This window comes from Anaerococcus hydrogenalis DSM 7454, from assembly GCF_000173355.1.
Taxonomy (GTDB): Bacteria; Bacillota; Clostridia; order Tissierellales; family Peptoniphilaceae; genus Anaerococcus; species Anaerococcus hydrogenalis.
Genome location: NZ_ABXA01000044.1, coordinates 1 through 25,145 on the forward strand (window position 1 = coordinate 1; position 25,145 = coordinate 25,145).

Annotated in this window: 27 protein-coding genes; 22 read left to right on the top strand and 5 right to left on the bottom strand. The window is 30.7% G+C overall.

Annotation, left to right across the window (positions count from 1 at the left end; genetic code table 11):
* The first annotated feature begins 1 nt into the window (after window position 1).
* The 11 genes from ANHYDRO_RS07720 (at window position 2) to ANHYDRO_RS07765 (ending at window position 10,035) form a co-directional block, all read left to right on the top strand.
* Entirely contained in the window at window positions 2–244 is a 243-nt protein-coding gene (locus tag ANHYDRO_RS07720) for an LPXTG cell wall anchor domain-containing protein (protein ID WP_052588934.1), read from the top strand.
* A gap of 440 nt (window positions 245–684) precedes the next feature.
* Complete coding sequence (locus ANHYDRO_RS07725) at window positions 685–1,077, top strand: GntR family transcriptional regulator (RefSeq protein ID WP_039914431.1); 393 nt, start codon at window positions 685–687, stop codon at window positions 1,075–1,077.
* A complete protein-coding gene (locus ANHYDRO_RS07730) occupies window positions 1,049–1,912 on the top strand; it encodes an ATP-binding cassette domain-containing protein (RefSeq protein WP_004815373.1) in 864 nt (287 codons plus the stop codon). The genes ANHYDRO_RS07725 and ANHYDRO_RS07730 overlap by 29 nt, the downstream gene beginning before the upstream one ends.
* Window positions 1,912–3,165 (top strand): ABC transporter permease, encoded by a 1,254-nt coding sequence (locus tag ANHYDRO_RS07735; RefSeq protein WP_004815376.1) that lies wholly within the window; start codon window positions 1,912–1,914, stop codon window positions 3,163–3,165. Before ANHYDRO_RS07730 ends, ANHYDRO_RS07735 begins: the two co-directional genes overlap by 1 nt.
* Window positions 3,166–3,282: 117 nt before the next feature.
* Window positions 3,283–3,723: a deoxycytidylate deaminase gene (locus ANHYDRO_RS07740; RefSeq protein ID WP_004815378.1), complete on the top strand. Its 441-nt coding sequence runs from the start codon at window positions 3,283–3,285 to the stop codon at window positions 3,721–3,723.
* Between the two features lie 2 nt (window positions 3,724–3,725).
* A complete protein-coding gene (locus tag ANHYDRO_RS07745) occupies window positions 3,726–5,360 on the top strand; it encodes an ABC1 kinase family protein (RefSeq protein WP_004815379.1) in 1,635 nt (544 codons plus the stop codon).
* A gap of 1 nt (window position 5,361) precedes the next feature.
* Window positions 5,362–5,802: an acyl-ACP thioesterase domain-containing protein gene (locus ANHYDRO_RS11260; RefSeq protein ID WP_004815381.1), complete on the top strand. Its 441-nt coding sequence runs from the start codon at window positions 5,362–5,364 to the stop codon at window positions 5,800–5,802.
* Window positions 5,799–6,068 (top strand): hotdog family protein, encoded by a 270-nt coding sequence (locus ANHYDRO_RS11265; protein ID WP_004815382.1) that lies wholly within the window; start codon window positions 5,799–5,801, stop codon window positions 6,066–6,068. Before ANHYDRO_RS11260 ends, ANHYDRO_RS11265 begins: the two co-directional genes overlap by 4 nt.
* Complete coding sequence (locus tag ANHYDRO_RS07755) at window positions 6,055–6,552, top strand: phosphohydrolase (RefSeq protein ID WP_244261672.1); 498 nt, start codon at window positions 6,055–6,057, stop codon at window positions 6,550–6,552. The genes ANHYDRO_RS11265 and ANHYDRO_RS07755 overlap by 14 nt, the downstream gene beginning before the upstream one ends.
* A 439-nt stretch (window positions 6,553–6,991) precedes the next feature.
* Window positions 6,992–8,635 carry a tryptophanase gene (locus tag ANHYDRO_RS07760; protein ID WP_004815386.1) on the top strand — a complete coding sequence of 548 codons (1,644 nt, stop codon included), beginning with the start codon at window positions 6,992–6,994 and terminating at the stop codon, window positions 8,633–8,635.
* Between the two features lie 65 nt (window positions 8,636–8,700).
* Window positions 8,701–10,035 carry a sodium-dependent transporter gene (locus tag ANHYDRO_RS07765; protein WP_004815388.1) on the top strand — a complete coding sequence of 445 codons (1,335 nt, stop codon included), beginning with the start codon at window positions 8,701–8,703 and terminating at the stop codon, window positions 10,033–10,035.
* A gap of 549 nt (window positions 10,036–10,584) precedes the next feature.
* Here ANHYDRO_RS07765 and ANHYDRO_RS07770 read toward each other — a convergent pair.
* The 5 genes from ANHYDRO_RS07770 to ANHYDRO_RS07790 all read right to left on the bottom strand — a co-directional run bounded on the left by ANHYDRO_RS07770 (window position 10,585) and on the right by ANHYDRO_RS07790 (window position 15,004).
* Complete coding sequence (locus tag ANHYDRO_RS07770) at window positions 10,585–11,391, bottom strand: Cof-type HAD-IIB family hydrolase (RefSeq protein ID WP_004815390.1); 807 nt, start codon at window positions 11,389–11,391, stop codon at window positions 10,585–10,587.
* Window positions 11,392–11,456: 65 nt separating this feature from the next.
* Complete coding sequence (gene xylB, locus ANHYDRO_RS07775; protein ID WP_004815393.1) at window positions 11,457–12,962, bottom strand: xylulokinase; 1,506 nt, start codon at window positions 12,960–12,962, stop codon at window positions 11,457–11,459.
* A 22-nt stretch (window positions 12,963–12,984) separates the two neighbouring features.
* Window positions 12,985–14,034: a glycerol-3-phosphate dehydrogenase gene (locus ANHYDRO_RS07780; protein ID WP_004815395.1), complete on the bottom strand. Its 1,050-nt coding sequence runs from the start codon at window positions 14,032–14,034 to the stop codon at window positions 12,985–12,987.
* A 209-nt stretch (window positions 14,035–14,243) separates the two neighbouring features.
* Window positions 14,244–14,807, bottom strand: a complete 564-nt coding sequence (locus ANHYDRO_RS07785; RefSeq protein ID WP_081449353.1) for a DeoR/GlpR family DNA-binding transcription regulator — start codon at window positions 14,805–14,807, stop codon at window positions 14,244–14,246.
* Entirely contained in the window at window positions 14,783–15,004 is a 222-nt protein-coding gene (locus ANHYDRO_RS07790) for a DeoR family transcriptional regulator (RefSeq protein WP_004815399.1), read from the bottom strand. Before ANHYDRO_RS07790 ends, ANHYDRO_RS07785 begins: the two co-directional genes overlap by 25 nt.
* A gap of 246 nt (window positions 15,005–15,250) precedes the next feature.
* On the opposite strand from ANHYDRO_RS07790, the gene ANHYDRO_RS07795 reads away from it, so the two are divergent.
* The 11 genes from ANHYDRO_RS07795 (at window position 15,251) to ANHYDRO_RS07840 (ending at window position 25,141) form a co-directional block, all read left to right on the top strand.
* On the top strand, window positions 15,251–16,531 hold the full coding sequence (locus ANHYDRO_RS07795; RefSeq protein WP_004815400.1) for a RuBisCO large subunit C-terminal-like domain-containing protein: 1,281 nt from the start codon (window positions 15,251–15,253) through the stop codon (window positions 16,529–16,531).
* Between the two features lie 9 nt (window positions 16,532–16,540).
* On the top strand, window positions 16,541–17,677 hold the full coding sequence (locus ANHYDRO_RS07800; RefSeq protein ID WP_004815402.1) for an NAD(P)/FAD-dependent oxidoreductase: 1,137 nt from the start codon (window positions 16,541–16,543) through the stop codon (window positions 17,675–17,677).
* A 104-nt stretch (window positions 17,678–17,781) separates the two neighbouring features.
* A complete protein-coding gene (locus tag ANHYDRO_RS10880; RefSeq protein ID WP_004815404.1) occupies window positions 17,782–17,979 on the top strand; it encodes a (2Fe-2S)-binding protein in 198 nt (65 codons plus the stop codon).
* A gap of 2 nt (window positions 17,980–17,981) precedes the next feature.
* The gene (locus ANHYDRO_RS07810) at window positions 17,982–19,259 is read left to right on the top strand and encodes an NAD(P)/FAD-dependent oxidoreductase (protein WP_004815406.1); all 1,278 of its coding nucleotides are present in this window, start codon (window positions 17,982–17,984) and stop codon (window positions 19,257–19,259) included.
* Window positions 19,249–19,614, top strand: coding sequence for a DUF1667 domain-containing protein (locus tag ANHYDRO_RS07815; protein ID WP_004815408.1), 366 nt, complete (start codon window positions 19,249–19,251; stop codon window positions 19,612–19,614). The genes ANHYDRO_RS07810 and ANHYDRO_RS07815 overlap by 11 nt, the downstream gene beginning before the upstream one ends.
* Before the next feature lie 65 nt (window positions 19,615–19,679).
* Window positions 19,680–21,221 (top strand): FGGY-family carbohydrate kinase, encoded by a 1,542-nt coding sequence (locus ANHYDRO_RS07820; RefSeq protein ID WP_004815410.1) that lies wholly within the window; start codon window positions 19,680–19,682, stop codon window positions 21,219–21,221.
* Between the two features lies 1 nt (window position 21,222).
* Complete coding sequence (locus ANHYDRO_RS07825) at window positions 21,223–21,993, top strand: PTS sugar transporter subunit IIA (protein ID WP_004815412.1); 771 nt, start codon at window positions 21,223–21,225, stop codon at window positions 21,991–21,993.
* A 2-nt stretch (window positions 21,994–21,995) separates the two neighbouring features.
* On the top strand, window positions 21,996–22,268 hold the full coding sequence (locus tag ANHYDRO_RS11270) for an FGGY family carbohydrate kinase (protein ID WP_262359357.1): 273 nt from the start codon (window positions 21,996–21,998) through the stop codon (window positions 22,266–22,268).
* A 4-nt stretch (window positions 22,269–22,272) separates the two neighbouring features.
* On the top strand, window positions 22,273–23,466 hold the full coding sequence (locus tag ANHYDRO_RS07830; RefSeq protein WP_262359358.1) for an FGGY family carbohydrate kinase: 1,194 nt from the start codon (window positions 22,273–22,275) through the stop codon (window positions 23,464–23,466).
* Between the two features lie 8 nt (window positions 23,467–23,474).
* Window positions 23,475–24,266 (top strand): triose-phosphate isomerase, encoded by a 792-nt coding sequence (locus tag ANHYDRO_RS07835; protein WP_004815417.1) that lies wholly within the window; start codon window positions 23,475–23,477, stop codon window positions 24,264–24,266.
* A complete protein-coding gene (locus ANHYDRO_RS07840) occupies window positions 24,263–25,141 on the top strand; it encodes a DUF7973 family transport facilitator (protein WP_004815418.1) in 879 nt (292 codons plus the stop codon). The genes ANHYDRO_RS07835 and ANHYDRO_RS07840 overlap by 4 nt, the downstream gene beginning before the upstream one ends.
* Window positions 25,142–25,145 lie beyond the last annotated feature (4 nt).

The following is a 25,145-nucleotide window of genomic DNA, read 5'->3' on the forward strand; positions in this document are numbered from 1 at the left end:
GATTGAACAAGAAGATGGTAGCTTTAAATACGGCTTGAAGCGAAAAAAGAAAGATAAAAAATCAATCAGAATCATCTTCACAAATAAAACAGGTAAGCTTGTTTCAAAGGCAAATAATTCAACACAAAAACCAAAATCTGCTGTAAATGTAAAAACAGGAGTTGCAGGAGTTGGAGCTGTTGTCGGAGTTCTTCTTCTTGCTATAATTGGATATTTTGTTACTAAAAGAAAAAATAAAGTCTAATAAGATTTAACCCCTAATCTCTTAGAGATTGGGGGATTTTTTCTTTAAAATTTCTTATATAAAAAAATCTAAATATTTATTTAAAATTAAGTAGAATATTTTAAATAAATATTTCAGATTGTTGACAAACTAAATTTTCACCCATTTTGAGCGAACGTAGTGAGTCGAGAAATCTCATGAGATCTCTCCATGCGTTCGTTTCACTCACTTAGTCGAGATGGTACTTAGCTTAATTTTATTTCAAAATAAAATATTATCTAAATTTATACTTTGTCTACGCTCTGGAAAATTTTAAATAAATATTTTTTTTATTAACTTTTAAGCTTGGCAAAATCTTTCTTTAAAAAGATTTGACAAAATTTTTAAATATTATAAAATAAAATCAAGAAGTGTATGGAGATACACCGAACACCATACAAAATTTACAGAAAGGAGTTTTTATGTTTGATTTAAATAATTCATCTCAAATTCCCTTGAATGAACAAATTGTTGAGCAAACAAAATTAATGATTGCCCAAGGGATTTTACTTGATGGAGACCCAATGCCTTCGGTTAGAGACTTATCAAAAACTTTGCTTATCAACCAATCAACTGTACAAAAAGCCTACAATAAATTGAAAGAAGATGGGATTTTGCTTACAAAAAAGGGCCTTGGAACTTTTGTAAGTTTGGATGTTAAAAAAATTGATTTAAAGAAGGCAAGGCTTGAGAAAAATTTATATGATATTTTTTTGAAGTGCAGGTTTTATGGGATTGACTTTGAAAAGATAAAAGAAATTTATGAAAAAAGTAAGGAGGACTTTTATGATAGTGGAAGTAATGAGCCTTTATAAATCTTTTGGGAAAAATAAAGTCTTGGAAGATGTAAATTTTTCCTTGGATGAGGGAAAAGTTTATGCCTTGGTTGGGAGAAATGGTTCTGGTAAGACTACCCTTTTAAAAATTATGGCTGATATTTTCCAAAAAGATTTGGGAAAAATTAATATTTATGGCAAATCTTTTAAAGAAGATAAGCACATAATAGAAAATATTGCCTACCTACCTGACAGGTTTGATTATTTTGATTATTCTTCTGTTGAAAAAATGCTCGGCTACTACCAAGATATTTATCCAAAATTTGATAAGAGATTTGTCATAAAAGAGCTTGAAAAAAACAATATTGATATTAAGAAAAATTTAAGGTCTTTTTCTAAAGGATATAAAAATTTGATAGGACTTTTGGCAGTAATTGGAACAAATGCAAAGCTTGTCTTGTTAGATGAAATTCTTGACGGCATGGATGTTTTAAATAAAGAGCTTATTCTTTCTTATATTTTAGATATGAAAGATTTTGGAAGAACAGTTCTTGCTTCAAGCCATGAGCTTGAGGAATTGGCAAAGATTGCTGATGAAACCTTGTATATTTCTAAAAATGGAAGGCTTACAAATCTTTATCAAAATAAGGAAAAATTTGTAAAATTGCAAGTAGTTGTTAAGGATAAATTAGATCCAAAAATCCTAGAGAGGGCTGTTTTGAGATTTAATCTTGGCAGGGTCTATACAATTTTAATTGAAAATAAGGAAAATTTATTGGAAAATATAAAGAAAAATGAGACTGTCGTTCAATTTGATATTTTAGATCCAAAAATTGAAGATTATTTCTATTGGGAGAAGGGAAGGAGTAAATAATGAAAGACTTTAAAAAAGAAATTAGCATTTTAAGTAGAAGAAATGGATTTTGGATAATTCTTGTTCTTGCAGTAGGTCTTCTGTTTTCTGGACTTTTTCAAACAAAATCCTTGGATGAAAGTTATAGGTCTTTAATCCAAACAACAAATACTCTAAATAAAATGGCAAAAACTGGAAAAAAATACGGTAAAGATGTAAAAATAGACAAAAAATTTTTCCAAGATAATGATATTATATTTGATAAAATGGCAAAAAAATATAAGTATGATGAATATGGTAATTTTAATTATGAAAAGGCAAGACCTAAGGAAATTGATAAATATGAAGAATTTCAATTAAAGTATGGGGAGTATATTTCAACCCTAAACCAATACAAATATTTATCTCATGAAGCCAAGGGAAAATCTAATAATTTTTACTTTGTTTATATTTCTCTTATGGGCATACTTGTAGCTATAGTTTTGGGAGTTTTATTTTCATCAATGGAGCATGCTACATCTTATTATGAATTTGCAAGAGTATACCCATGGACAAAGAAAAAAGATTTTCTTATGAAAATAGGCTTTGGTGTGATGATTATTTTAGGATTTGTGATTCTTTCTTCAGCTTTAAATTATATGATTTTAAAAACTTCAAATTTTGAAATTTTAAAATTTGGAACAAGGCAAATTCCTGAAACTATCAAAGGTTTTGGAATGCTTTCAGCAATCTATCTTGCTATTTTGTCAGCAGGATTTATGGCTGGAAATATTTTGGGACACTTTGGTTTAACTATAATGACCTTTGGATTTTTGGATATCTTGGATGGAATAATTGGAAATATTAGTGAAATTTTATTAGGATATTCTTACAACAATAGAACTTTTGCAAGTCTTATTGAGAAAAATATTCCAAACAATGGAAGTCCTGTAAATACAATTTTGAGAGTTATTTTAAGACCGCCTACAAATTTTGATACTACAAAATATGGGGTTATAGGATTAATATTATTTTCTTTAATAGTTTTTTCTGTATCTTTTTCATTAATAGAAAAAACAAAAACAGAAAATTCTGGAAAAATGATTTTATTAAAGCCAATTGAAAATCTTGCAAAAATTTTGGTAATTCTACTTTTTGCAAGTATTGGAACAATGATTTTCCAATCATCAATTTCTGAAGGATTTTCTATTATGAATTTTGTAGTTTTGGCTATTTTGATTTTTGTATTTACAAAAATATTTAATATCTTGTTTAATTTAAAATTAAAAGTTTAATAGGTCTACTATTTAAAGCATGGTAGTATAAGGCTGGAGTAATCTTCAGCCTTTTTTAGTGATTAAATATTTAAATTTGGTAAAATATAAGAAAGATAATTTTTAAGGAGTGAATTTATGGCAAAAGATAGGTTAACTTGGAATGAATATTTTATAAAACTTGCCCACATGGTTGCTCTTAGGGGAACTTGCGATAGGGCTTATGTTGGTTGTGTTTTGGTAAATAATGAAAATAGGATAATTTCTACAGGCTATAATGGATCTATAAAGGGAAACCCTCATTGTGATGAAGTTGGTCATACTATGAGAGATGGTCATTGTATTGCAACAATCCATGCTGAAATGAATGCGCTTTTATATTGTGCCAAGGAAGGAATTTCTGTAAAAAATTCAATTTGCTATGTTACACATTTTCCATGCCTTAATTGTACAAAATCTTTGATCCAAGCTGGGGTTAGGGAGATTTATTATACAAATGATTATAGAGTAGATCCATATGCAATTGAGCTTTTGGAGAAAAATAAAATTAAATTTGAAAAAATAGAAAATAGAGATTGAAAATGGGATATAGGAAAAGAAAACTTGAGATAATAAGAGAATTTTTAAGTCTTGATTTAATCTTAGATATTAGAAAACTTTTAAAAAATAAAAATAAAAATTCTAATCAAATAAGGGAAGTAGAAAGTCGTTTTGGGAAAAAATTGAGGACCTTATTTGAAGATTTGGGGCCAGTTTTTGTAAAATTTGGTCAATTATTATCAACGAGAAGGGATATTTTTTCTGAAAATATAATAAGTGAGCTTGAAAAATTACAAGATGATGTAAAAGAAGAAGATTTTGAAAATATCAGGCAAGTTTTTTATGAAGAATTTTCCAAGGATATCTATGATGTTTTTGATGGATTTGACCAAAAGCCCCTAGCCTCAGGTTCTATTGCCCAAACTCATTTGGCAAGTATAAAGGTGGGATCTCTTGAAAGAAAAGTTGTTGTAAAAATCCAAAGAAAAGATTTGGACCAAAGAGTAAAAGAAGATTTAAAGATAATGAAAGATCTTTATAAAAAGCTTGAAAGTAAGCTTGATGGAATAGAATCTTTTAATTTTGGAGAAATAATAGAAGAATTTTCCCTATCCTTAAACAAAGAGATAGACTTTGAAGTAGAAAAAAATAATATTAAAAAATACAGAAAATTAAATGTAAAGGAAAATGACCTTTTATCCCCGGACGTTTATGATTCTTATTCTAGCAAGAAAGTTTTGACCCTAGAATATATTGATGGAAAATCTATTAGGTCGGTTTTTGAAAAAAAGTCTAATAAAAGAAAAGATATGGCCCAAAAAATTATTGAGGCCTATGTCAATCAGATGTTTACATATGGATATTTTCATGCAGATCCCCATCCTGGAAATATTTTTGTAGATAAAAACTTAAATATTTACCTACTAGATTTTGGAATTGTGGGAAATTTATCTGAAAATTATCGCTACCAAATAATGAAGGTATTTTTGGGAGCAAGTTTTGGAGAGGTAAAATTAATCACTGATGCCATAATTGGCATGGGCCTTTTGGAATTTGATTCCAAGAAAATTGGAGATTTTGAAAAAAGAATCCAAAAACTTTTGGATAAGTATATGGTAATGAGCCTAAATCAAATGAAGCTTGCCGATTTGATTAGGGATTTTTATACCCTTTTGGTAGATTATTCCATAAAAATCCCATCAGAGCTTACAAATTTTGCAAAAACAGTTTTAATATTAGAAGGTCTGATAGAAAAATTAGTTTACAAAGAATCCTTCCTAGAACTTGCCCTTCCTATTGCAAAATCTATGGTTTTTAAAATATTTAGCCCAGATATTGTAGTAAATAGGCTAAGGCCAAAATTCTACGACACCTACTCCTTGATAAAAGAATTTCCCCAAACTACTTTAAATATCCTAAGGCAACTTGCCAGAGGAGATTTTAGGATAATAGACCAAAAAAGTGAAGAAGAAAGAAAATCTTACGAAAAAATAGAAAATCAAAAAAGCCAAGCCATAATTTTTCTTGGTCTTTCTATAATTGTAGGTTTTTCTCTTCTGAGCCTATCAAATATAAAGATAGACCAAAATCTTTTAAAGGTAGTTTTAATATTATGTATAAGCTTGGGACTTTTTATGGGATTTATTATCATAAAAAACCTATATAGAAAGGAATAATATGAGAAAAACAAAAGAATTTGAAATAGGAAGATTTCTTACAAATAGTGAGGGATACTTAAAAAATAAATATCTCTTAAGTTTGATGTTTGAAGTTTCTTTTGACCAGGCAGAAGAAGTAGAAGATGAAAAAATAATGAAAGATAAAAGGTGGCTTGTTTATTCTTGGGATATAAAAATAGAAAAACCAATAAAAGCAAAAGATAAAATAAAAATTACAACATTTGCCATATATATGAATAAATTCTACGCTTATAGAAATTTCTTTATAGAAAAAGATGGAGAAATAATAGCTAAGGCTTATTGTGTATTTTTATTATTTGACCTTAAAAAAAATGCGCCCGGTAAAAAATTCCAAAAGAAATTGCAAGTGCCTACCAAAAAGAAAATCCAATTTATGAAGAAAAATCTCACCAATACGATAAAAATTTTGGACCTTTGAAAAAAATTCAAATAAGAAATACAGACCTTGATTCAAATTATCATGTTAACAATGCCTCTTATATGGATTTGTTGGGAGAAATAAGCGAAGTAAAAGACCAAGATGTAGAATTTATAAATATAGTATATAAAAATGAAATCAGAGATAAAAAATATATATTTGGTCAAAAGTGTGAAAAAAACAATGAAATTTCCTACGAGCTTGTAGATGAAAATGGAAAAATATATAGTTTTGGAAAAATTAGGAGAAGAGATGTACAAGGATAAATTTGGAAATATACCAAACAAAGACAAGATAAATTATTACCTGATAGAATCTAACCAAAATTTAGGTCCCTGGGTTTCTAGGTTAAAATTAATAGGAAAAAGTGCAAAAATGATAGGAAAAGAATTAAAGCTCGATCCTGACATAGCCTATGCTTGTGGTTCACTTTTTGAAATAGGCAAAAAAGAAAATAAAAAAGACCTAGCCCAAGTAATGACTGGCTTTAATATTTTAAGAAATGAATCATATTTTTTTCCAGCAAGAATAGCAATCACCAGTAAATTTATAATAAAAGATATAAAAACTTTTGATGAAAATTTTAATATAGAAAAAAAAGACCAAAAAAAACTAGAAAATCTTTTAAAAAGCTACCAATATAATGACTACGACAAATTAATTCAATTATTAGATAAGTCGATTTTAGAAAATTATGTTGGGATAGACAATTATTACAAAGATAAAAAAGAAGAAAAAATAAAGAAATAAAAATATTAAAGGATTACCAAAAATATTTTGAAGAAAAATTAAAAAATCCAATTAAATATTACGTAGATAGAAACATCCGATAATTAACCGGGTGTTTTTTTATGAATATGATTTCATAAACAGAATAACTTATTACAAATACAAAAAAACCCATAGTAATGTCTTAATATAAACCTTGATTATTTTTAAACAAATATAGGTTGACAATAAAATAATAATAGTGTAAACTATTTCATAGATAATTCTAGAATATCAGAGTGCTGACCGCTCATCAACTTTTATTTTCGATAAGCGAGATTTTTTAATCGTTCGCTAGTCTACAATTATTTTGATAACCGGGGTTCTCAATTTGGATACTGTCCGCTAGTTAATTTTTCGAAGTTAATAACCGGGGTTCTCTGTACACTTTAACTAAACTTAATTATATGGAGGCAATATTATGAAAAAGTACCAATTGGATGTACCTACACCACATTCTTATACCTATGTCACAAAAAACGTTCCAAATGTAACAGTAGAACAAAGAGAAAGAGCTTTAAAAGCTACTCATTATAATGAATTTGCATTCCCTGCAGGCATGCTTACAATTGACATGCTTTCAGATTCAGGAACAACAGCAATGACAGACGTTCAATGGTCTGCTATGTTTTTGGGAGATGAATCTTACGGTAGAAATAAGGGATATTATGTTCTTTTAGATACATTTAGAGATGTTTTTGAAAGAGGAAATGATCAAAAAAGAATAATTGATCTTGTTAGAACTGATTGTGAAGACGTTGAAAAAATGATGGATGAAGTTTATCTTTGTGAATATGAAGGCGGATTATTTAATGGTGGATCTGCTCAAATGGAAAGACCAAATACTTTCATTATTCAACAAGGACGTGCTGCTGAATCAGTATTATTTGAACTTGTTAGAAATATTTTAAATGAACGTGAACCAGGAAAAACTTATACAATTCCATCAAACGGACACTTTGATACAACTGAAGGAAACATTAAACAAATGGGTTCAATTCCTAGAAACCTTTATAACAAAGAATTGCTTTGGGAAGTTCCAGAGGGTGGTAAATACGAAAAAAATCCATTCAAAGGAAATATGGACACAGAAAAACTTGAAGAATTGATTACAAAACTTGGAGCTGAAAATGTTCCATTAATCTATACAACAATTACAAACAATACAGTTTGTGGTCAACCAGTATCAATGGCAAATATGAGAGAATGTTCAAGAATAGCTCACAAATACGATATACCATACATGTTTGACGCAGCTAGATGGGCAGAAAATGCTTACTTCATTAAAGTAAATGAAGAAGGTTATGAAGATAAGTCAATAAATGAAATTGCTAAAGAAATGTTCTCATATTGCGATGGTTTCACAGCTTCACTTAAAAAAGATGGACACGCAAATATGGGTGGAGTTTTAGCTTTCAGAGATAAGGGATTATTCTGGAAAAAATTCTCAGACTTTAACGAAGATGGATCATTAAAAACTGACGTAGGTATCCTACTTAAAGTTAAACAAATCTCATGCTACGGTAATGATTCTTACGGTGGAATGAGTGGTAGAGATATCATGGCACTTGCAGCAGGACTTTATGAAGCTTCAAAATTTGAATACTTAGATGCTCGTACAAAACAATGTGAATATCTAGCACAAGGATTCTATAAAGCAGGAGTAAAGGGTGTTGTACTTCCAGCTGGTGGACATGGTGTTTATATAAATATGGATGAATTCTTTGATAACAAGAGAGCTCCAGAAACATTTGCAGGTCAAGGATTCTCAGTTGAACTTATAAGAAGATACGGAATAAGAACAGCTGAACTTGGAAACTATTCAATGGAATACGACCTAAAAACACCTGAACAACAAAAAGAAGTAGCTAACGTAGTAAGATTTGCAGTAAACAGAAGCCAATTAAGCAAAGAGCATATGGATTATGTAATTGCAGCTGTAAAAGCTTTATACGAAGACAGGGCTTCAATTCCAAATATTAAGATTGTTAAAGGTCATAATCTACCAATGCGTCACTTCCACGCATTCTTAGAGCCATATGAACCATCAGAAGACGAAAAATAAATTTTAAAATTAATAAATCAACAGGATTTTAATGTCCTGTTGATTTACTAATAAAGAGGTATATTATGGACAATCAAATATCAAACAGAGATGGATTTAAGTCTAAGTGGGGATTTATACTAGCATGTATAGGATCTGCAGTGGGAATGGGAAATATTTGGAGATTTCCAATTCTAGTTTCTCAATATGGTGGAATGACTTTTTTGATACCATATTTTATTTTTGTAGTATTAATTGCTAAAACTGGTGTAATAGCAGAAATGGCCTTGGGACGTTCTACAGAATCTGGAACAGTTAGGGCCTTTGGAAAGTGTACTGAGCTTAAATATGGCAAAAAAAGTATAGGTGAAAGTCTAGGAATAATACCTGTTGGAGGATCATTAGCTTTGGCTATTGGTTATACTTGTGTTATGGCTTGGATATTTAAATATACTTTTATGGCTTTCACAGGTAGCTTAACTGCTATGGAGCAAGATATGGACATAATTGGAAAAACCTTTTCCGATACTGCCATGGGGGCTCATTTTTGGATAGTCATTGCTATAGTAGTAAGTTTTACTATAATGATACTTGGAGTATCCAATGGTATTGAAAAATCTAACAAAATTATGATGCCAGCCTTATTTGTTTTATTTATAGGACTTGCAATATATATTTACACAATACCAGGATCATCAAAAGGTTATGAATATATTTTTACAGTCGATAAAGAACTTATAAAAAATCCTAAGGTTTGGATTTATGCTTTTGGACAAGCTTTCTTCTCCTTATCAGTAGCAGGATCTGGAACAGTAATTTATGGATCATACTTATCCAAAAAAGAAAATTTGATAAATTCAGCAAAAAATGTAGCTGTATTTGATACAATAGCAGCTTTAATGGCAGCTTTTGTAATAATTCCGGCTATGGCGACATCTAATGCAGCACTTGATACTGGTGGCCCAGGACTTATGTTTATTCATTTAGTGCATGTAATGAATGGTATGCCAGGTGGTAGAATAGTTTCTATTATATTTTATGTTTGTATATTATTTGCAGGAATTAGTTCAATTATAAATTTATATGAATCATCAGTAGCCTACTTACAAGAAAAATTTAATTTTTCAAGAAAAAAATCAACTCTAATAATCCACGTCTTTGGATGTGTAGTTGCTATGCTAATCCAACCTATAGTTTCAGAATGGATGGATGTAATTTCTATTTACATTTGCCCACTTGGAGCAGCTTTGGCAGCAATCATGTTTATTTGGGTTGCAGGTAAAGAATTTGCATTAAAAGCTGTTAATGAAGGATCAGATAAGCCTGTAGGTAATTGGTTCTATCCTCTTACAAAATATGTTTATGTGGGAGCAGCTTTACTAGCCTTAATAGCTGGAGCAATATTAGGTGGAATTGGCTGATAATTTAAAATAATTATTAAAAATTATAACACTAAGTGCTAATATGTGTAAGAGAAAAATTATTTAATATATGTACCAAGCTAAACTTTGATTTAAGTGAGGCTTGGTACATTTTTTTAATAAATTTTAAAAAAAACTTCTGATTATTTTATCAGAAGCCAGAGCGCAGACAAACCCTCAAGCACAAATATCTAACTCCAAAAATTGATGATTTCTAAATTTAAAATTCTAAAATCGCAAACTCGCTAACGAGAGAACAGATAAATAGCTTAAAATTGTGCCAGTGGCACGATTTTAATATTTATCCCTCGGAGTAAACCGAAGAATTTAAATTTAATTGAATTTAATTTATTTAATAAATAGTCATAGCTTTAAAATTTAGAGTGCGATTTTTTACGAATTTTCAAATTTGAAATCAAATCAATTTTTTCCGTATGATATTCTTAGCATGAGGATTTGTATACTTTGTCAACAGTCTGAATTCTGATTATTTTATCAGAAGCTTAAATTTTATAAATTATCAAAGATATATTTTTATGATATGTGTACTTATTTAAGTAGGTAGTTTTCTAGATAGTAAGCTATACCATCTTCATCATTAGATTTTGTTACAAAGTCAGCCTTTTCTTTTATTTTTTCACTGGCATTTCCCATAGCAACAGAAAAAGCTCCTATATCAAACATAGAATAATCATTTTCTTCATCACCAAAAGCTATTATATTTTCTTTATCTATATTATAATATTTGGCAATTTCTAGTAGGGAAGAGCCTTTTGAAAATCCTCTTGGCATAAATTCCACATAGTTTTCAGTTGTCCTTACTACTGTATATTTATTTTCAAATTCTTTTTGAACAATAGGGTATACTTGGTCAATTTTATCCTTACTTGCTCCTATTATCATATTATTTGCCAAAAAATCTATGCCATTTCTCATATTTTTATCGATAAGGTAACCTATTTTTAACCTTTTTGTTGTATCAATCAAAGATTTATTGTTCTTATCGTCAGAATATACTTTTCCGTCTTTAAAAGTAAATATTTCAACGTCCAAATTTTTAACAAAGCTTATTATTTCATTTGATTGATCAATTTTAAAGGTATGGTTAAATAAGACTTGGCCTGTGGCAAAGTTTGTAACCCTACATCCATTATAGTTTGATAAAAGTCCATTATACTTATCAAATTGAAGCTCTTCTGCCAAATCTTTTACCCCTTCAACATCCCTTCCTGAGGCTATAACAAGTATGTGTCCTTCTTTTTGGCATTTTAAAAGGGTATTTTTGGTTTTTTCTGTAATTACATGTTTTGAATTAACCAGGGTACCATCAACGTCTAGAGCGATTATTTTTTTCATATTTCTCCTCTTTTATAAAAAAGCTTCTGATTAAACATTTGTTAATTAGAAGCTTTTTTTATTTTTTATAGGTGAAGAATTGAAGCGTAAGATTCTTTTAATGCTGGGTAAAGTTTCCTAAATTCTTCATAATATTTCTTATATATTTCTACATTTTCTTTATTTGGGGTATAGACATAATCTTTCATTTTTAAAATATGGTCAGATGCTTCTACCAAGTCTTTATATTGACCGTAACCTACCATACCAAGCATGGCAGCTCCCAAAGCTGCACTATTTTCTGAGTTCATATCTGGAAGGGCAACTGGTAGGTCATAAACATCAGCTAAAAGTTGTCTCCAAAATTCACTTTTTGAACCACCACCACACATATGGATTATATCAATTGGTGTTCCAGTATTTTCTATACCATTTTTTATATCATTTAAGGCATAGCTTATTCCTTCAAAGACAGCTCTAGTCATATCTTTTTTGGTATTTAATGTAGACAATCCAACAAAAGATCCCCTACATTCAAGGTTAAAGTGAGGTGATTGTTCTCCATTTAGGTAAGGTAGGAAAATTAAATTTTCACTTCCAGGTTTTGTAGATTCTAAATCTTTATTGATTTCTAAATAATCTTTATCATCTGGATAATAAGTATTTCTCCACCATTTTAAAGATCCACCTGCTGAGTTTACACTTCCCATATAATGCCAAGTATTAGGCATGGTCATACAAAAACAGTAAACACTCCTGTTTTTATCTAAAATTGGTTTTTCTGAAAATGAAAATACAGTTCCGGAAGTTCCTATAGTTGTTAGAGTTCTTCCAGGTTTTACAACACCAACTCCAATAGCTGCAGCTGCGTTATCACTAGCTCCTCCAACAACAATTGTTTCATGGCTTAGGCCCAACTCATCAGCCAAATTTTTTTCGACATAACCAGTAATTTCATGTGATTCATAAACTTTTGGAAGTCTTGATTTATCAATTTCCATCAAATCTAAAATTTCATCAGCCCATTTTCTATTTACAACATCTAGTAATTGGGTTGCAGATGCATCAGAAACTTCTGTAGCATAATTTCCTGTTAGTCTGTACCTTACATAATCTTTTGGAAGTAAGAGCATTTCTGCTTTTTCAAAAATCTCAGGCTCATTATCTTTAACCCATTGGATTTTTGCAGCAGTAAGACCAGGCCTTGCTGGGGTTAGGCTATATTTTTCAAATAATTCATCACTTACAATTTCTCTTACATGTTCACAGGCCTTGCTTGTTCTACCGTCATTCCATAGGATAGCCCTTCTTAGAGGGTCGCCATTTTTATCAAGTAAAATTAATCCCATCATTTGACCAGACAAGCCAATAGCTTTGACATCGTTTTTATCAATATCGACCCTGTTCATAATATAAGAAATATTTCTTTTAACAGCCTTAAACCAGTCTTCAGGTTCTTGTTCTGACCAACCATTATGAGGTTGGTAATGAGGGTATTCTTGTTCAGCAACGGCAATTTCTTTACCATTGGAATCAAATAAAACTGTTTTTAAAGATCCGGTTCCAAGATCTAATCCGAAGTAGTAATTCATAATATCCTCTTTCTCTTAAAATTTATTTATTTTTATAATCATCGATTATTTCAAAATCTTTCCAAGGTACATTTAACTTAGCATCTTTATTTAATAATTCATCTACATGCATTAGCAAAGGGAAGTCCTTTTGATCTAAAATATTTTTCTTGCTAAGTTTTCTAACGGCATCAGCAGTTCTTGTTGCTATAACAATAGCCTCTAGGGTTTCTCCCTTAAGTTCCTTTTTAACTTCTTCTATACTAAGGCCCTTTCCTAATAAAAGACCGACAGTCCTACTTCTACCTGCTTGAACTGTTACATATAAATCTCCAACTGCATACATGATATTTTTTAAATCACAATTCATAAATTCTAACAATTCAAACATCTCCTTAGTAGATTGTTGGAATAGGGTAGAAATTCCATTTATAAATTTGATTCCATCATCTCTTTTTTCAGCCATTCCCATACCAATAGCAGTTGCTAGGGCATAGCCGTTTTTAAGGGCAACAGCAGCCTCAAGGCCAACAACATCAGTTGTAAGATTTATAATATAGTAAGGAGTTTCAAAAATTGACTTAATCCATTTTAATTTTTCTACATCAACTCCACAAAAAGCTACAAAAGTCTCTTCCTTATCAGTAAGACCTCTAGCAGTACAAGGACCACCTATAGCATAGATATCTCTGTCATTATCATATTCTCTTTTCCAATAATCAGGATAAACTGTCAAATTTCCGTCATCTTCATTGATCATTCCTTTGGTAACAGAAAGAATTTCAATATCTTTAGGAATTTTTGGTAAAATTTCTTTTCCGAACCAGTCAACTCCAAAACTTGATACACCACAAACAACAAGATCAGTTCCTGGTAGGGCATGGTCAAGCTCTTCGATTTTATAAAATTTTAACTTATCAGTTTTTGGCAAATCTCTCATCAAAGTTTTGTGATGATTATTTTCTCTTAAGCCATCAATAATTTCACCATCAAGAGGGCTACCAACCAACCTAACTTCGTGACCATTATCTAATAGAGGGATGCTCAAAGATGATCCCATTTGTCCTGAACCTATAACAGTAATAACACTCATATAATCTCCTTTAATAAACGTTTTCAAAATAAATTTAGCTTAAATATTTAATAAAAAATTAAATATTAAATCATTTATAATATATCACCATAAATTAGAAGTGTCAATCAAAATAAATCAATTGATATAAAATTATTATCATTTGATTAAATAAAATAAATTTAAAAGCCCTATAATTAAAATAGTACTCAATAGTTTGTGTGAATAATTTATAATATTTCTATATTTTTAGAGATAAACTTCTCTCTAACCTTCTCATCAAGTTTGTCATCACTTATAATAATATCGACATCATTAGTTTGGCAAATTGTAGAAGTAGAAGTTGATCCAAACTTAGAGCTATCAATTAGGGCTATATTTCTTCTGCTTTTATTTAATATCTGATTTTTTAACCTTACTTCATAAATATTAAAATCAGTCAAAGTCCTAGTATCTATTCCTCTAGAGGAGAAGAAGAAAGTACTTATATTAACTTCATTTAAAAGTTCATTATTAAAACTTCCCTCAGTAGTAAAAGTTTCATTAGAAAGCATGCCACCAATCAAGATAGTAGTAATTAATGGGTTATTATTAATAGCTTCAGCAACCATCAAACCATTAGTTATAACAGTAAGTCTAAGCTTAGTTTTTGCAATTAATTTTGCAAGCTCATAACAAGTTGTAGAACCGTCAAGGGCGATGCTTTGATCATCTTCTATGTATTTAATAGCCTTGGATGCAATTAATTTTTTCTCATTTATCTCTTCGCTTAATCTATTTTCAAAAAAACAAATTTGGAATCAGCAACATCGTCTATCTTAGCTGCTCCACCATGAATTCTTTTTATATCGCCAGCCCTATTTAAATCATTTAAATCACTTCTAATAGTTGATTCGGCATGGCCTAAAGAATCAGAAAGATATTTAACTGATACATTTTTTTTATCATTTACTATTTTTTTTATTAATTCTAATCTTTTTTCTTTTATCATTTAATCACCTTTTTCAAAATAATAATATCATAAAATATCACTTTTAGCAATTTTTAAATCAAATGATATTAAAAAATATTAAATTGATGAAAAAATGATTAAAATGAAAAAAAATTATTATTTATTTAACAATTATTGACTTTTAAAAAATCATATGATATATTCAAAGCAGATAATAAATCAAATGATTAAATACGACGCATAATGATTGTGATTCGATTTGAAATCACAATTAAGGGGGATTAAATGAGTAATATTATTTATGAATTATTTGAAAATATTAATAATTCTGACTACATAGTTGCAAGTTATTATCTTAGACTTGAGAAAAACGTTGACCCGTATGAAAAAGCAAAAAGTTTTGCTATAGGTCAATCATTAGGTACTTGGGTTAAGGTACCAGGTATAACTGATGAAATGAGAAAAAAATATATGGGAAAAATTGTAAACATAGTAGAAGTTCCTGCTTCTGATCTTGTAGATGATTCCATTTTAGAATATAGGGATTACATATTTTCTATAGCATATCCTTTTGATAATTTTGGACCAAAATTTCCAATGATTATGACAACTCTTTTAGGAAATGATGCTTCGACATCAACCCAAGCTAAGCTTATAGATATTTATATGCCAAAGAAATTTACAGATATGTTTGATGGTCCTAATTTTGGTATAGAGGGCTTAAGAGAAGTTAGCGGAGTAAAAGATCGTCCTATCTTATTAAATATGATTAAGCCATGTTTAGGATTTAAGGCAGAAGCTGGGGCAGAAATTTTTTACCAAACTGCTCTTGGTGGAGTTGATTTAATTAAAGATGATGAACTTTTGGCAAATCCTTCTTATTGTACATTGGAAGATAGGTTGGATAAATACATAGAAGCTTCTAACAGGGCTTATGAAGAAACTGGCAAGAAAACCTTATATGTACCAAATATAACAGACCATGTTGATAAAATTTTAGATAATGCAAAGATGGCTGTTGATAAGGGTGCTAAACTTGTAATGTTAAACTTTGCATCTGTTGGAATAGATGTTTTACAATATTTAACAAAAAATATAGATGTTCCAGTTATAGCCCACTACGCATCTGCTGGTCCTTACTATGAAAGTGCATTTTCAGGAATTGCCTCAAACCTATTTTTAGGAAAATTTGCAAGGATGGCAGGGGCTGATGTGGTTATGATAAATACACCATATGGTGGATACCCACTCAAAAAGAGTAGGTACTTAAGAGCAGCTCACGAATTAATGCTTGATCATCCATCTTATAAAAAAACAATGCCATGTTGTGGTGGAGGAGTAAATCCTGGAATTGTTCCAACTTATATTAAACAATTAGGAAAAGATATAATGTTGGCAGCTGGTGGAGCTGTACAAGGTCATCCAGATGGGGCAGAATCTGGAGTAAAGGCAATGATTCAATCTATTGAATCAGCATGCCAAGGAATTGACCTAAATGAGGCTAGAAAAAATCATAAAGAATTGGATAAGGCTTTAGAAATTTGGGGAATTGATGATAGGTTATAGGAGTAAAAAATGAAAAATTATGATGTAATTGTAATAGGTGGGGGCGCTACTGGCGCAAACATCCTTAGAGAATTGTCAAAATACGAACTAGATTTATTGTTACTTGAAGCAAATACAGATGTAGGAGCTGGAGTAACAAAAGGAAACGGTGGAGTTGTACACTCAGGATATGACGCTACAGCAGGTAGTTTGAAGGCAAAATTAAATGTAAGGGGAACAGAAATTTTTGAGCAATATGCTAAAGATTTAGGTATACCTTATGAAAGTAAGCCATCAATGACTTTAGCTTTTAACGAATCTGAGAAAGAAACTTTAGATAAGCTTTATGAAAATGGAAAACAAAATAAGGTTCCAGGACTAAGAATAATTGAAACTGATGAAATTTTAGAACTTGAACCACATGCAAATCCAGAAGTTAAGTATGCACTTCTTGCTCCATCAGCAGGAATAACAGATCCTTATACAATAGCTGAGGCTTGTTGTGAAAACGCAGTAATAAATGGTGCTGAAGTTAAAACTTCAAATACTGTTTGTGACATCAAAAAGGATGGAGATTTTTATACAGTTAAAACTAAAGAAGGAAATGAGTATAAGACAAAATATATTGTAAACGCAGCTGGAGTTTATGGAGATGTAATTGCTAATCTTGTTAATCCAGGATCACATGAAATAACTGAAAGACATGGATCTTTGATGATTATAGATGGAAACATTGGCTTTGAACTTCAAACAACCCTATTCCCAGTACCTGGTGCTCATACAAAAGGAATGGCAGCAATACCAGCTTGTGGTGGAAATATAATTTTAGGATCAACTGCAGAGATACAAAAAGATAAAGAAAATACAAGCTTTACAAAAGATCAAGCAGACTTACTATTTAACTCCGCATCAAGACTTATCCCAGAGCTTGAAAAGAAATATATTATAAGAGTTTTCTCAGGACTTAGACCTGTAGAAGTAAATTCAAATAACGATTTTGTTATAGAAGAAGATGAAAAAAACAAGGGCTTTTATAATGCAATAGGAATTCAATCACCTGGTATAGCATCATCATTTGCCATAGCAGAATATATGGTTGATCTTATGAAAAAAGACATAGACTTAAAAGAAAAATCAAATTATGATAAAAAAGAAAAGCTATTGTAGACTTCTCAAAATTATCAACTGAAGAAAGAAAGAAATTAGTAGATAAGGATCCTAAATATGCAAACGTAATCTGTAGATGTGAAGTTGTTCCAGAAGCAGAAATATTGGATGCAATAAGAAGACCTTGTGGTGCAAGAACTGTAGATGGAGTTAAAAGAAGAACAAGATCAGGTATGGGTAGGTGCCAAGGTGGATTCTGTGAATCAAGAATTGTTGAAATTTTAAGTAGAGAATTGGGCAAAAAACCTGAAGAGATACTTAAAGAAAATAAGGGTAGCGAAATTTTAATTGGAGAAGAATAAAAATGGTTTATGATTTAATAATTATTGGTGGAGGTCCAGCAGGACTTACAGCAGCCAAAGAAGCTTATGAAGAGGGCGTTAGAAACATGCTTATTATCGAAAGAGATAAGGAGCTAGGTGGAATACTAAATCAATGTATACACAATGGTTTTGGAATTTTAAAGTTTAATGAAGAATTGACAGGACCAGAATATGCAGGAAGATATATAGATTTTGTAGAAGAAAAAAATATAGACTACTTACTACACTCTATAGTTTTGGATTTAAGAGAAATAGAAAATGGAAACAAAATAGTAGAATGTGCATCAATGGATGATGGATACTTAGAGCTTGAAGCAAAAACTGTAATTCTTGCAATGGGTGCTAGGGAAAGAACTAGGATGATGATAGAAACTCCAGGATTTAGACCGGCAGGAGTTTTTAATGCAGGACTAGCACAAAAATATTTAAACATTGATGGATATAAGGTTGGAAAAAAAGTTGTAATACTTGGTTCAGGAGATATAGGACTTATAATGGCAAGAAGACTTACTCTTACAGGTGCTAAGGTTGAAAGAGTGGTTGAAATTGAACCATATACAAATGGACTTCAAAGAAATGTAGCCCAATGTTTGGATGATTTTGGAATTCCTTTACAATTATCCCACACAATTGCTGAAATAAAAGGAAAAGATAGGGTTGAATCAGTAGTTATTGCTGAGGTAGATAAAAATTATAATATCATAGAAGGAACTGAAGAAGAAGTAGAATGCGATACAGTCCTATTTTCTGTAGGATTGATTCCTGAAAATGAATTATCAAGAAATTTAGGGGTTGATATAGATAAGGCTACAAAGGGACCTATAGTAAACAACTCACTTGAAACAAATATACCTGGCGTTTTTGCTTGTGGTAATGTTTTACATATACACGATGTAGTAGACTTAGTTTCTGATGAGGCTGAAGAAGCTGCTAAAAACGTTGTTTCTTACTTGAATGCAGAAAGTAAAGAAAAAAAATCACATATTTTGGTAAAACATGATAAAAATATAGGCTATGTTGTACCTCAAGTAATTGAAGATACAAATAAGCATGTTGAACTTAAGTTTAGGGTAAGAAAGCCTTCTGGTGGAATTTCATTTGTTGTAGAAGATAAAGATGGCAATGAAATAATAAGAAAGAAAAGATGGGCTACTCAACCTTCTGAAATGGAAAAATTAATAATTCCTAAAACAAAATTTGAAAAAATAGAAGATACAATAAATATTCGTGTTGAGGGAGAAGATATTTATGAAGAATAAAGAGTTAGTTTGTATAAAATGTCCAAGGGGTTGTAAGTTATTTATCAGCAATATTGAACACCCAGACCAATTAATTGTTGAAGGTAACCAATGTCCAAGGGGAGAACAATACGCAGTAGATGAAATAGTTGATCCAAAAAGAACTATAACAGCCACTATAAAACTTATAAGTGAAACTGAAAGAAGACTTCCGATAAGAACAGATGGAGAAATTCCAAAAAAATTATACAAAGAAATAGTGGATGAAATAAATAAAATGAAGGTAAAAGCACCTATTAAAAGAGGTCAGGTTTTAGTTGAAAATATTAAAGATACGGGAGTAGATTTAATATCAACTAAAGCTGTAAGAAAATAATAAATAAGGCAATTAAAGCTAAGTCTTTAATTGCCTAAAAATATATAAAACGAGGAGTGCATAGGATGAAGTATGTAATTGGAATTGATGCTGGAACAACTAATGTTAAAAGTGTCTTATTTGATTTAGAAGGTAATGAACTTTATACTGAAAGTGTCCCAAATTTACCATATTATTTGCCTAATAATGAAATTGAACAAGATATGAATGTTGTTTGGCAAAACGTTTTAAATTCTCTAATTCTTCTGATGAGGAGAAATAAAATCAACAAAGATGACGTCATAGGAATGGGAGTTACAGGTCAAGGTGAAGGAATTTGGTTAATAGATGAATACGGAAAACCTATTCAAAATGCTTATTTATGGAATGATGGAAGAGCCTATAAAGAAGTAGAAAATTTATTAAAAGATGAAAACGAAAATCTATACAAAGACATTGTTAAAACAACAGGACTAACAGCATTTCCAGGAAACCAATTAATTCTATTGATGTGGATGAACAAAAATCAACCAGAAGTTTTAGAAAAAGCCGACAAAATGTTTTTCTGTAAAGACTGGATAAGATTTAACCTTACAGGTGAAGTTTTCACTGATACAACAGATGCAGGAACTGCCCATCTTGATTTAAGTACTAACCAACCAGCTAAAAGTATTTATAAAAAATTAGGGCTTGAAAAATATTTAAGACTAATCCCAGAAGTTAAAAAACCACATGATATTGGTGGATACTTAACACAAAAAGTAGCTGACAATGTTGGATTAAATGCAGGTATTCCAGTAGTAATGGGTGGAATAGACCTTGTAAATTCCATGGTTGGTATGGGAGCTGTAGAAAATAATGATATAGGAATAATTCTTGGAACAACTTGTGGAGTTCAAGTTGTACTTGAAAAAGATAAGGCAGAATTCGGTGATTCTAGATACGAAAATCACGCCATAGAAAACCTTACCATATCAATGAATCCTACTATGAATGGTATGCCAAATATTGATTGGTCAGTAGGAGAAATTGCTGTCAATAAAGATTATAAAATCATTGACGAAGTAATTAGGGAAGTAAAACCTGGTTGTGGTGGACTTATTTATCACCCATACATAGGAGCTGCTGGTGAAAGGGCACCTTTTACAAACGTAAATGCTAAAGCGTCATTTTTTGGTATAAATCAAGATACAGATAGGGCAAGCCTAGTAAAAGCTGTATATGAAGGAATGATTTTTGCTGTTAAAGATTGTCTATTAAAGGCAAGTGATAATGGAGAAATATTTATATCAGGTGGTGGAGCTAAATCAACAATTCTTCCTCAATTAATAGCAGATGCAACAGGACTTGTTGTAAATAAATCAAAAGGATATGAACTTGGGGCTAAGGGAGCAGCAATTATGGTTCTAATAGCTTTGGGATATTACAAAGATTATCCAGAAGCTAAGGCAAAATGCTGTGAAGCTCTAGATAAAATTTATCCAAATAAAGACAAAAAATACATCTATGATAGGTATTTCACCCTATATAAAAAATTAAGACTTGCCTATAATGACCTTTGGAATGAGCGTAGAGAAATTTTAGATGATGTAAATAAATATATGACTGAGAAAGGGATAGATAAATAAAATGAATGAAATAATAAAAAAAGATAATATAAAATTTACAGACCTTAAACTTGATTGGAAAAAAGCCCTATATTTATCAGCTAAACCACTTCTTGATGACGGTTCTATCAAAGAAGGTTTTATTGAAAATATTATAGAAAATATTGAAAAAAATGGTCCTTATATAAACGTAGGTAAGGGAATAGCTATTGCCCATACTAAAGATTCATCTTTTGTAAATGAAGATTCCTTATCCTTATTAAGACTTAGTTGTCCAATAACAATTGGAGAAGATAAAGGAAGTCCAATCTATAACCTATTTACTCTTGCAACAACAGGAAGCGATAAGCATTTAAAATATCTTTCAAGTTTAACAAAAAATTTATCAGATGAATCTATATTAAAAGAGTTTGAAGATGCGACATCAAGAAGTCATATTCACAAATTATTAAATAACTTAGATGATGAAAAAATAAAATTTGCTACAGTTTGTGCTGAGGGTATAGTATCAAGTTTTATGATAAAAGAAAATATCAGCAATATCTTATCATACTGGGGTGTAAGAGATAAGGTTGAGATATTTATCTATAATATTGATAATTATGAAACTGCAAAAAATAAAGCGATTGATGAATGGTTTGTTTCTAAGGATGCTGAAGATAAGGTAGACTTAGGAGATGATTACACTGTCCTAGATTCTGTTATTGATAGGGTTGAGTTAGAAAAGAAACTAAAAACAGTAGCAGAAAAATATGATTTATTAAATGGTAAAAAAAACCCAAATATGTTCTAGTAATTGATGAGGGAACAACTAGCTCTAGGGCGGCTGTATTTGATAAATCTGCAAATAGGATGGCATTTAAGGGAAGTGATTTTAAACAATATTTTCCTAAATCAGGATGGCATGAACAAGATCCAGAAGAAATACTCGATGTTACAGTAGAGGCTATGAAAGAGGCAATAAAAAAAGCTGATATAAATGCATCCAATATAGCTTCTGTTGGAATTACCAACCAAAGAGAAACCACAATAATGTGGAATAAAAAAAACTGGAAAGCCATATTATAATGCAATAGTTTGGGCTTGTAGAAGAGGGGCTGATTATTGCCAATCTTTAATCGATCAAGGCTTAAATGATTTTATAAATGAAAGAACAGGCTTAATAATAGACGCTACTTATTCAGCATCAAAAATTAGGTGGATTATAGATAATGTAGAAGGTGTAAAAGAAGATATAGAAAAAGATGAAGTATTATTTGGAACAATAGATACTTGGCTTTTATGGAATTTAACAGGTGGAAAAGTCCACGCAACAGACTCTACTAATGCATCAAGAACTATGTTATATAATATTTATGACCTAAAATGGGATGATGAAATATTAGAAAAACTAGATATACCAAAATCAATTTTGCCAGAAGTAAAAGATACAATTGATGATTATGGTTTTGTAGATGAAAAAATACTAGGAGCTAAACTTCCTATCCATTCCTTAGTAGGAGACCAACAATCTTCACTTTTTGGTCAAGCTTGTTTTATAGAAGGAGACTGTAAAAATACTTACGGAACAAGTAACGTTCCTTTAGTATATATAGGAGAAAAAACTATAAAATCTGATAAGGGCTTGTTAACTCTTGCTTGGTCATTTGATAATAAACCTTACTATGCAGTTGGAGCAAGTATTCTTACAACTGGAGAAGTAATGAAGTGGCTAAAAGATAAAATTAAACTTTATGATGATAATGATAAGATGACAGAAGAAGTTAAATCCTTAGAAGATTCAAATGGGGTATTTTTCGTTCCAGCTTTCCAAGGACTAGGCGCACCACATTGGGATATGTATGCAAGAGGAATGATAATAGGATTAAGTTCTGGTGTTGAAAGAAAACATATAATAAAAGCTGGACTAGATTCAATTGCTTATCAAACAGAAGATTTATTAGACCAAATAGAAAAAGAAACTGGAATTAAAGTAAGCAATATGAAAGTTGATGGAGGTGCAAGTAACAATGACTACCTAATGCAATTCCAATCAAACTTATCAGATTTGCCAATAAAAAGACCTCTTGATACTGAAACAACTTCACTAGGTGTAGCTTATCTTGCAGGACTTGGGGCTGGCGTTTGGGAAAACAAAGAAGTTATAAAAGATCTTTGGAAATCAGCAAAAGAATTTACACCAGATAGAAACAAAGAAAAAGTTAAAGAATCATACGAAGATTGGAAAAGAGCTGTCGAATATTCAAAAGGCTGGATGAAAAAATAGGAGTCATTATGAAAAAAGTTTATTTAGGTACTAACACAAAAATGTATAAGACCATAAAGGAACATGTAGAATTTGTAAAAGATTTAGAAGAAGGAACAAAAGATATCAGCAGGGATGATTTAGAATTGTTTGTAATCCCATCCTACACATCAGTTGGTCCTTGTAATGAAGCTATTGATGAAAGTTTAGTTAAAATTGGTGCCCAAAACATGAACTGGGCTGATAAGGGTGCCTATACTGGAGAAATCTCTCCTTTAATGTTAGAAGAAGTTGGAGCGAAATTAATAGAATTAGGACATTCAGAAAGAAGACATGTCTTTGGTGAAGACGATATCACTGTAAATAAAAAAGTTCTAGCATCTTTAAAACACGATTTTACTGCTCTTTTATGTATAGGTGAAACTGAGGAGCAAAAAAACGAAGGCTATACAGATAAGATAATGAATATCCAAATTAATGTCGGCTTTGAAGGAGTTGAAGATAAGGGTATAGATAAACTTTGGGTAGCCTATGAACCAGTTTGGGCAATAGGTGAAAACGGTACTCCTCCAACAAAAGAATATGTTGAAAAAACACATAAGAAAATTAGAGAAATTCTAGTAAAAAGATTTGGAGAAAAAGGAAAAGAAATTCCTATCTTATACGGCGGTAGCGTAAATAATGAAAATTTTGAAGAATTAATCAGAATTGACGAAGTTGATGGATTATTTATAGGAAGATCTGCTTGGGTAAGTGAAAATTTCCTAAAAATAATAAAGAGGGTAATGGAAATTAAAAAGAAAAATAGGAGGAAGAGATGACAATTCTGAACTTATGTCTGGCTTTTGCTGGAGGAATTTTTGCAAGTCTTATAGGTGGTACAAACTCATTTATTTTCACAGGTTTTACAGCACTTGCAGGAATTGCAATAAGCCTTGTAACAGGTAATGATGATTTCTTAAACACAGTAGCTTTTGGGCCTTTCTTTTCACCAGCAATAGCATTTTTTGGTAGTGTGGCTTCAACTGCTTTTGCAGCTAGGTGGTGTAAAAGAGCAAAAGGCGATGAAAAAAATATGAAACCTTTAGGACCTGCAGGTATAGAAGGACAAAACTTATTAATGCCTTTATATAAAACAAAAGATCCTTTAGTAATTTTGGTTGGAGGAGCTTTTGGTTCTATTGGATATTCAATTAACTATTTGTACAGCCAAATTTTACACCTAAACCTAGATACAGTTGCTCTTACAGTATTTACAGGAGGAGTTATTTGTAGGTTATTATTTGGTAAAAAAGGACTTTTTGGACAATACCCATCAGATTTTAAAAGATATTCAGATATGACACCTAAATACATTTTATTTACAGTTATCTGGGGATTTTTTATAGGTCTATTAAGTGGATACGTAGCAATCAAATTTAATATTGCATCAATCGGTTTTGCAATAAGTGCTATGAGTTTGATATTCTTACACATTGGTCACGAATTTACATCAACTCACCACGTTACTCAAGTTGCAGCTTACGCAGGATTGGGATTTGCAAATCCATGGATGGCTGCTATATTTGGAGTTATAGCTGCCTTATTTGGAGAATATTGGGGAAGAACAACAAACACCTTTGTAGACACACACTTGGATAGAGAAGGAAGTACAATAGCCCTATTTAGTTTCATAATATTTGCATTAACAGCATAAGGAG

Bases quoted from the DNA above. Each gene is read 5' to 3' on its own strand.
- xylB (WP_004815393.1), bottom strand. From the start codon at position 12,962: ATGAATTACTACTTCGGATTAGATCTTGGAACCGGATCTTTAAAAACA.
- ANHYDRO_RS07840 (WP_004815418.1), top strand. From the start codon at position 24,263: ATGACAATTCTGAACTTATGTCTGGCTTTTGCTGGAGGAATTTTTGCA.
- ANHYDRO_RS07820 (WP_004815410.1), top strand. From the start codon at position 19,680: ATGAAGTATGTAATTGGAATTGATGCTGGAACAACTAATGTTAAAAGT.
- ANHYDRO_RS07810 (WP_004815406.1), top strand. From the start codon at position 17,982: ATGGTTTATGATTTAATAATTATTGGTGGAGGTCCAGCAGGACTTACA.
- ANHYDRO_RS07800 (WP_004815402.1), top strand. From the start codon at position 16,541: ATGAAAAATTATGATGTAATTGTAATAGGTGGGGGCGCTACTGGCGCA.
- ANHYDRO_RS11260 (WP_004815381.1), top strand. From the start codon at position 5,362: ATGAGAAAAACAAAAGAATTTGAAATAGGAAGATTTCTTACAAATAGT.
- ANHYDRO_RS07825 (WP_004815412.1), top strand. From the start codon at position 21,223: ATGAATGAAATAATAAAAAAAGATAATATAAAATTTACAGACCTTAAA.
- ANHYDRO_RS07760 (WP_004815386.1), top strand. From the start codon at position 6,992: ATGAAAAAGTACCAATTGGATGTACCTACACCACATTCTTATACCTAT.
- ANHYDRO_RS07770 (WP_004815390.1), bottom strand. From the start codon at position 11,391: ATGAAAAAAATAATCGCTCTAGACGTTGATGGTACCCTGGTTAATTCA.
- ANHYDRO_RS07740 (WP_004815378.1), top strand. From the start codon at position 3,283: ATGGCAAAAGATAGGTTAACTTGGAATGAATATTTTATAAAACTTGCC.
- ANHYDRO_RS07765 (WP_004815388.1), top strand. From the start codon at position 8,701: ATGGACAATCAAATATCAAACAGAGATGGATTTAAGTCTAAGTGGGGA.
- ANHYDRO_RS07790 (WP_004815399.1), bottom strand. From the start codon at position 15,004: ATGATAAAAGAAAAAAGATTAGAATTAATAAAAAAAATAGTAAATGAT.
- ANHYDRO_RS07725 (WP_039914431.1), top strand. From the start codon at position 685: ATGTTTGATTTAAATAATTCATCTCAAATTCCCTTGAATGAACAAATT.
- ANHYDRO_RS07755 (WP_244261672.1), top strand. From the start codon at position 6,055: ATGTACAAGGATAAATTTGGAAATATACCAAACAAAGACAAGATAAAT.
- ANHYDRO_RS07735 (WP_004815376.1), top strand. From the start codon at position 1,912: ATGAAAGACTTTAAAAAAGAAATTAGCATTTTAAGTAGAAGAAATGGA.
- ANHYDRO_RS07835 (WP_004815417.1), top strand. From the start codon at position 23,475: ATGAAAAAAGTTTATTTAGGTACTAACACAAAAATGTATAAGACCATA.
- ANHYDRO_RS07795 (WP_004815400.1), top strand. From the start codon at position 15,251: ATGAGTAATATTATTTATGAATTATTTGAAAATATTAATAATTCTGAC.
- ANHYDRO_RS07780 (WP_004815395.1), bottom strand. From the start codon at position 14,034: ATGAGTGTTATTACTGTTATAGGTTCAGGACAAATGGGATCATCTTTG.
- ANHYDRO_RS07815 (WP_004815408.1), top strand. From the start codon at position 19,249: ATGAAGAATAAAGAGTTAGTTTGTATAAAATGTCCAAGGGGTTGTAAG.
- ANHYDRO_RS07745 (WP_004815379.1), top strand. From the start codon at position 3,726: ATGGGATATAGGAAAAGAAAACTTGAGATAATAAGAGAATTTTTAAGT.
- ANHYDRO_RS07730 (WP_004815373.1), top strand. From the start codon at position 1,049: ATGATAGTGGAAGTAATGAGCCTTTATAAATCTTTTGGGAAAAATAAA.